This window comes from Trinickia sp. (assembly GCF_051961175.1).
Lineage (GTDB): Bacteria > Pseudomonadota > Gammaproteobacteria > Burkholderiales > Burkholderiaceae > Trinickia.
The window spans coordinates 1-4,351 of sequence record NZ_JBQCDN010000396.1; the positions used below are offsets into that span (position 1 = coordinate 1).

Sequence of the window (4,351 nt, forward strand, 5' to 3'; positions counted from 1 at the left end):
GATGTTCCTGATGCCGTTTCCACGAGCGCAACGGCATCCGAACTGCCGCTCGCCTGTAGGGGCCTGCTTCGAATACGTCGCAAATGTGGCTTTGGCGCCGTTCATTCGGTCCGATATTTACTCCACCCTGTTGCTCGAATCCAATAAATAGACCTAAATAGCACCCTTATCTTCAGTGGAGCGCGACATGAAACACCTGCTGAACATCCTGGCTGGCATGGGTTCTGCCTTGAACGCGTTGGGTACTGCTCCGGAATACCATCTGCCGCGTATCGGTGATCAAGCGCGAGATTTCGCGATGGTCGGTGCCGACATGCGGTGTGTCACTGCCCGCATTGAAAGGAAATCACGTCAAGCACTAACGGGGAAGCATGGGCGGACAGATAACGGCGCGAGTTAAGGATAAACACCGCAGCCTGACGCTCTCCCATCATGAGTCGGACGCGCCATTGTTGCCCATGGCGCAGATCGAGCGTCTCAAGGAAATTCTCCCTGAGAAGGTCGCTTGGGTGTTCGACCAAGCCGCTGAGGAAGGCCAATTTCGTCGCTCGGAAATGAGACGGGTGAATACGTTCGCGGGAGTCGAGCGGATCGGCAGCATGTTGTCGGGCTTGATCATCGGCTGTGTCGCTCTGTCGCTTTCGACTTACCTGGCGATGCATGAGCACGATTGGGTGGCTGGCGTGACTGGCGGCACCACAGTTGTCGGCCTTGTTTCGGCGTTTGTCCTCGGGCAGAGGCGATCACCCCAGGAAGGTAAGACATCGAAACGCCGAGCGGTTTCCGCTCCCAGCACCTAGAATGACGCATGGCGCCCATTGATCGGCTCCGCCTGTCGTCATCCTTTTCCACCCTACCCAGTGCGTCCGCCATGAACCGTCGTGCCGCACGCGTACTTCGCTCGGCGTCGTGTGCCGCCGCCGTTGCTTCGCTGGCCGCCCTTGGCGCATGCCATGGCGATTTCTGCGCGGGTGACGAGGGTTGTTTCAGCGATGACGGCGCGCAAGCGGTGGCGATATCGGGCACGGCAGCCACCGGCTTCGCATTGGCCAACGCCACCGTGACTATTGCCTGCGTGAACGGCGTCGCCACCACGCAGGCGGACGCAAACGGTCACTACGCCATCACGGTAGGTGCCGTGCTTCCCTGCACAGTCACTGCGGCTGCCGGCAGTACGACGCTGCATTCATTGGCCTTTGCCGGCGGCACGTTCAATACAACGCCGGAAACCGAGCTCATGCTCACCTACCTTGCTGCTCAGCTCGGTACCGACACCTCACATCTGATCGCCGGTTTTCCTAACAACGGCCACGAGCAGCAGGTGTTGGAAAACGCCTCCGATGTCGTGGCCGCCGAATCGGCCGTCGCATCGATCCTCCAACAGCACTATGGCGTGACGCTGAGCACGCCGGCGTTTCTCACGACATCGTTCGTCGTCGGCCAAGCGGGCGTGGACGCCGACCTGACGGCACTCGCGAACGCCGGCGCAATCGACACGAACGGCATGCCCGACGCCACCGCCGTTTCCCTGGTCGCTCAAGCCGGTGCCGCAAAACCGTTATAGGGGCGCCAGCCCCAGCCGAAACCCCATTCCCCTCCCGATGTGGTTTAAGATCGACAACCGTTCCATCTCATCCATGGACCGGAACGACAGATAAAAATACGGAGGACGGGGTGATCGTTGGTATTGATACGGCGATGCTCCAGATATTCGGTACCCAGGCATCGACGCAAACGATGCCGTCGGGCTCGCGGCAAGTGCAGCCGTCGCCCGAGACATAACCGCCGTTATCCATCGCAAACCGGCTCCCATTCGACAAAGGCGCCCTAGACAATGCCGACCGACACGCTCCACCTATCGAGCGACAAGCAAGCCCTCGACATCGACATGATTTACGCGTTTTTACGTGACCACGCCTATTGGTCGAAAGGCATTCCACGCGAGACGGTGGAGCGCGCAATTGACGGCTCCGTCTGTTTCGGCGCGTACATCGAAGGCAGGCAAGTGGCGTTCGCGCGGCTCGTCACCGATATGGCCACGTTCGCGTATCTGTGCGATGTCTTCGTGTTGCACGACTATCGCAAGCGCGGCTACGGGCAGGCACTGATGCGCCACATTTTGGATTCGGAGTGGACCAAAAGCCTGCGCCGCATCGTCCTCGTCACGAGCGATGCGCACGAACTCTACCGGCCGCACGGGTTTCGCGCGCTCGCCAGCCCGGAAAAATACATGGAGATCGCGCGACCCGATATCTACGCCGGTCCTCACGCTGCTCAATCCTGACGCTCAGGACACCCAGGCATCGGCTCTCTTTCGCTCGATTTTTGTGCTTTGCACAATGCGGGTACCTGGACGGGCCTTTCATCTGCCGCTTAAATACTGGGTTTGACTCGCCCGCCGGTTCGGAAGAAGCTACGCGTTAGCCACCCAGCCGCGAAAATCGGAGCCTCATGAGTTCATCGCTGACTGTTCGCCGTATAGCTGCCGATCAAGGCGCAATGTTTCGCGACTTGCGTGTGGCTTCGTTGCGCGATGCGCCCGATGCCTTTGCCGAGACGCTGGAAGAAGCGCTCTCGGAACGAGCGGAAACCTTTGACGCGGCCGCGGCGCGCTTCGCGACGTCCGAGAGTTCCGCCACCTTCATCCTCTATACCGAAGGCCATCCGGCCGGGCTCATCGGCGCCTATTTCGACGAGACGTCAGAGCGTAAGGCATTCGTGTGCGCCCTCTGGGTCGCGCCCGCCGTGCGCCACTTGCGCGGGGGCGTCCTGCTCGTGAACACGGCAACGGCCTGGCTCGCCGAGCGGGGCGCGGCCGAAATCTACGCCTGGGTGGCCGACGCCAATCGCACCGCCATGCGCTTTTACGAAGCGCTGGGCTACGGTCCGACCGGCGAGCATCAACCCGTCGCACGGGCCCCGAAAGAATGGCAGACGCTGCTCGTGCGCAGCGTCAAACCGGGACAAGACGCATCGCCCTGAGCGCGTCAGGGCGTTCAGGATCTTTCCGTTCCGCTCATCGCTTCAACGCTCCGCACGCTCGTCATCGACGTCTGGTGATGCGTGCGTCCTTGCGATGCACGCCTGGCGCATTGCCACGCCAGGACGCGAAATTTCTGGCTGCACGCCTGGACCCCTGTAAAATACGCAAAATTTTTTGCTGCAATACCCCATGTCGCTGAATAAAACGCCTTTCTTCGAACTCCGCAGCGGCTCCGTCGACGCGCTTCAGTTCGTCGTGAAGACCACCGACCTCGATGCCCTCAAGAACGAGTTGACGCGGCGTTTCGAGGCCACGCCCGAATTTTTCTCGGGCGAGGTGGTGACGATCGACGTGCGCCGCCTCGGCGAGAACGAGCGCGCCTCGATCGCCGATATTGCGCAGCTGCTCGGCAGCGTGCGTATGCGCCCGATCGGCGTGGTGGCGGCCGAAGCTCAGCGCGGGTGGGCAGGCGAGGGCGGCTTGCCGCTCGTCGAAGCGCCCGATCGCCGCGCGGCGGCCGGTAAAGCCGAGGCTGGACAGCCCGATGCGGCGGAGACGACGAGCGTGCCGCCCGTAGCGGGAGAGAAATCGGCAGCGGCCCCCGCGGCGGAAACGAACGGCCGCATAGCGGTTCCTTCGCAAACGCTCATCGTCGAAAAGCCGTTGCGTTCGGGGCAGCAAGTGTATGCGAAAGGCGATCTCGTCGTGCTGGGTCTCGTGAGCTACGGCGCGGAAGTGATCGCCGAAGGCAATATCCATATTTATGCGCCGTTGCGCGGACGTGCGCTGGCGGGCGTGCATGGCAATCACGATGCGCGGATCTTCTGCACGTGCCTTGAGCCGGAACTGATTTCGATCGCCGGGATCTATCGCACCACGGAGAATCCATTGCCGGCCGATGTGATCGGCAAGTCGGTGCAGATCCGGCTGTCCGACGAGAAACTGATGATCGAGCCGCTGCGGCTCACGTAACACGAGCCGCGCGAAGACGCGCCGCTTCATGCGTGGCGTCGATTCAATGGACGAATTTGACGAATACAGGGTAAGGGGAAATGGCGAAAATCGTTGTAGTGACTTCGGGCAAGGGAGGGGTGGGCAAGACAACCTCGACGGCGGCTCTCGGCGCAGCGCTGGCGCAGACCGGGAAGCGGGTGGCGCTGGTCGACTTCGACGTCGGCCTGCGCAACCTCGACCTGATCATGGGCGCGGAACGCCGCGTGGTCTTCGACCTCGTCAACGTCACGCAAGGCGTCGCCAAGCTGTCGCAGGCGCTGATCCGCGACAAGCGTGTGGACACGCTGTTCCTGCTGCCGGCCTCGCAGACCCGCGACAAGGACTGCCTGACCGAAGAGGGCGTCGAGCAGGTCA

General features: G+C 61.8%; 7 protein-coding genes. All 7 read left to right on the forward strand.

Annotated features, from left to right (window positions below):
• Positions 1-187 precede the first annotated feature (187 nt).
• A complete protein-coding gene (locus ACTHL0_RS22655; protein WP_440569188.1) occupies positions 188-400 on the forward strand; it encodes a hypothetical protein in 213 nt (70 codons plus the stop codon).
• Entirely contained in the window at positions 372-800 is a 429-nt protein-coding gene (locus ACTHL0_RS22660; protein WP_440569189.1) for a hypothetical protein, read from the forward strand. The genes ACTHL0_RS22655 and ACTHL0_RS22660 overlap by 29 nt, the downstream gene beginning before the upstream one ends.
• Before the next feature lie 71 nt (positions 801-871).
• Positions 872-1,564: a hypothetical protein gene (locus ACTHL0_RS22665; protein ID WP_440569190.1), complete on the forward strand. Its 693-nt coding sequence runs from the start codon at positions 872-874 to the stop codon at positions 1,562-1,564.
• Positions 1,565-1,834: 270 nt separating this feature from the next.
• On the forward strand, positions 1,835-2,284 hold the full coding sequence (locus ACTHL0_RS22670; protein WP_440569191.1) for a GNAT family N-acetyltransferase: 450 nt from the start codon (positions 1,835-1,837) through the stop codon (positions 2,282-2,284).
• Positions 2,285-2,451: 167 nt separating this feature from the next.
• Entirely contained in the window at positions 2,452-2,982 is a 531-nt protein-coding gene (locus ACTHL0_RS22675) for a GNAT family N-acetyltransferase (protein WP_440569192.1), read from the forward strand.
• A gap of 190 nt (positions 2,983-3,172) precedes the next feature.
• Complete coding sequence (gene minC / locus ACTHL0_RS22680) at positions 3,173-3,955, forward strand: septum site-determining protein MinC (protein ID WP_440569193.1); 783 nt, start codon at positions 3,173-3,175, stop codon at positions 3,953-3,955.
• An 80-nt stretch (positions 3,956-4,035) separates the two neighbouring features.
• Positions 4,036-4,351, forward strand: a 316-nt coding sequence (locus ACTHL0_RS22685; RefSeq protein ID WP_440569195.1) for a nucleotide-binding protein, incomplete at its 3' end; no start/stop codon positions are given.

Coding starts and splice junctions, on each gene's coding strand:
- ACTHL0_RS22665 (WP_440569190.1), top strand. CDS start 872: ATGAACCGTCGTGCCGCACGCGTACTTCGCTCGGCGTCGTGTGCCGCC.
- ACTHL0_RS22660 (WP_440569189.1), top strand. CDS start 372: ATGGGCGGACAGATAACGGCGCGAGTTAAGGATAAACACCGCAGCCTG.
- minC (WP_440569193.1), top strand. CDS start 3,173: ATGTCGCTGAATAAAACGCCTTTCTTCGAACTCCGCAGCGGCTCCGTC.
- ACTHL0_RS22655 (WP_440569188.1), top strand. CDS start 188: ATGAAACACCTGCTGAACATCCTGGCTGGCATGGGTTCTGCCTTGAAC.
- ACTHL0_RS22675 (WP_440569192.1), top strand. CDS start 2,452: ATGAGTTCATCGCTGACTGTTCGCCGTATAGCTGCCGATCAAGGCGCA.
- ACTHL0_RS22670 (WP_440569191.1), top strand. CDS start 1,835: ATGCCGACCGACACGCTCCACCTATCGAGCGACAAGCAAGCCCTCGAC.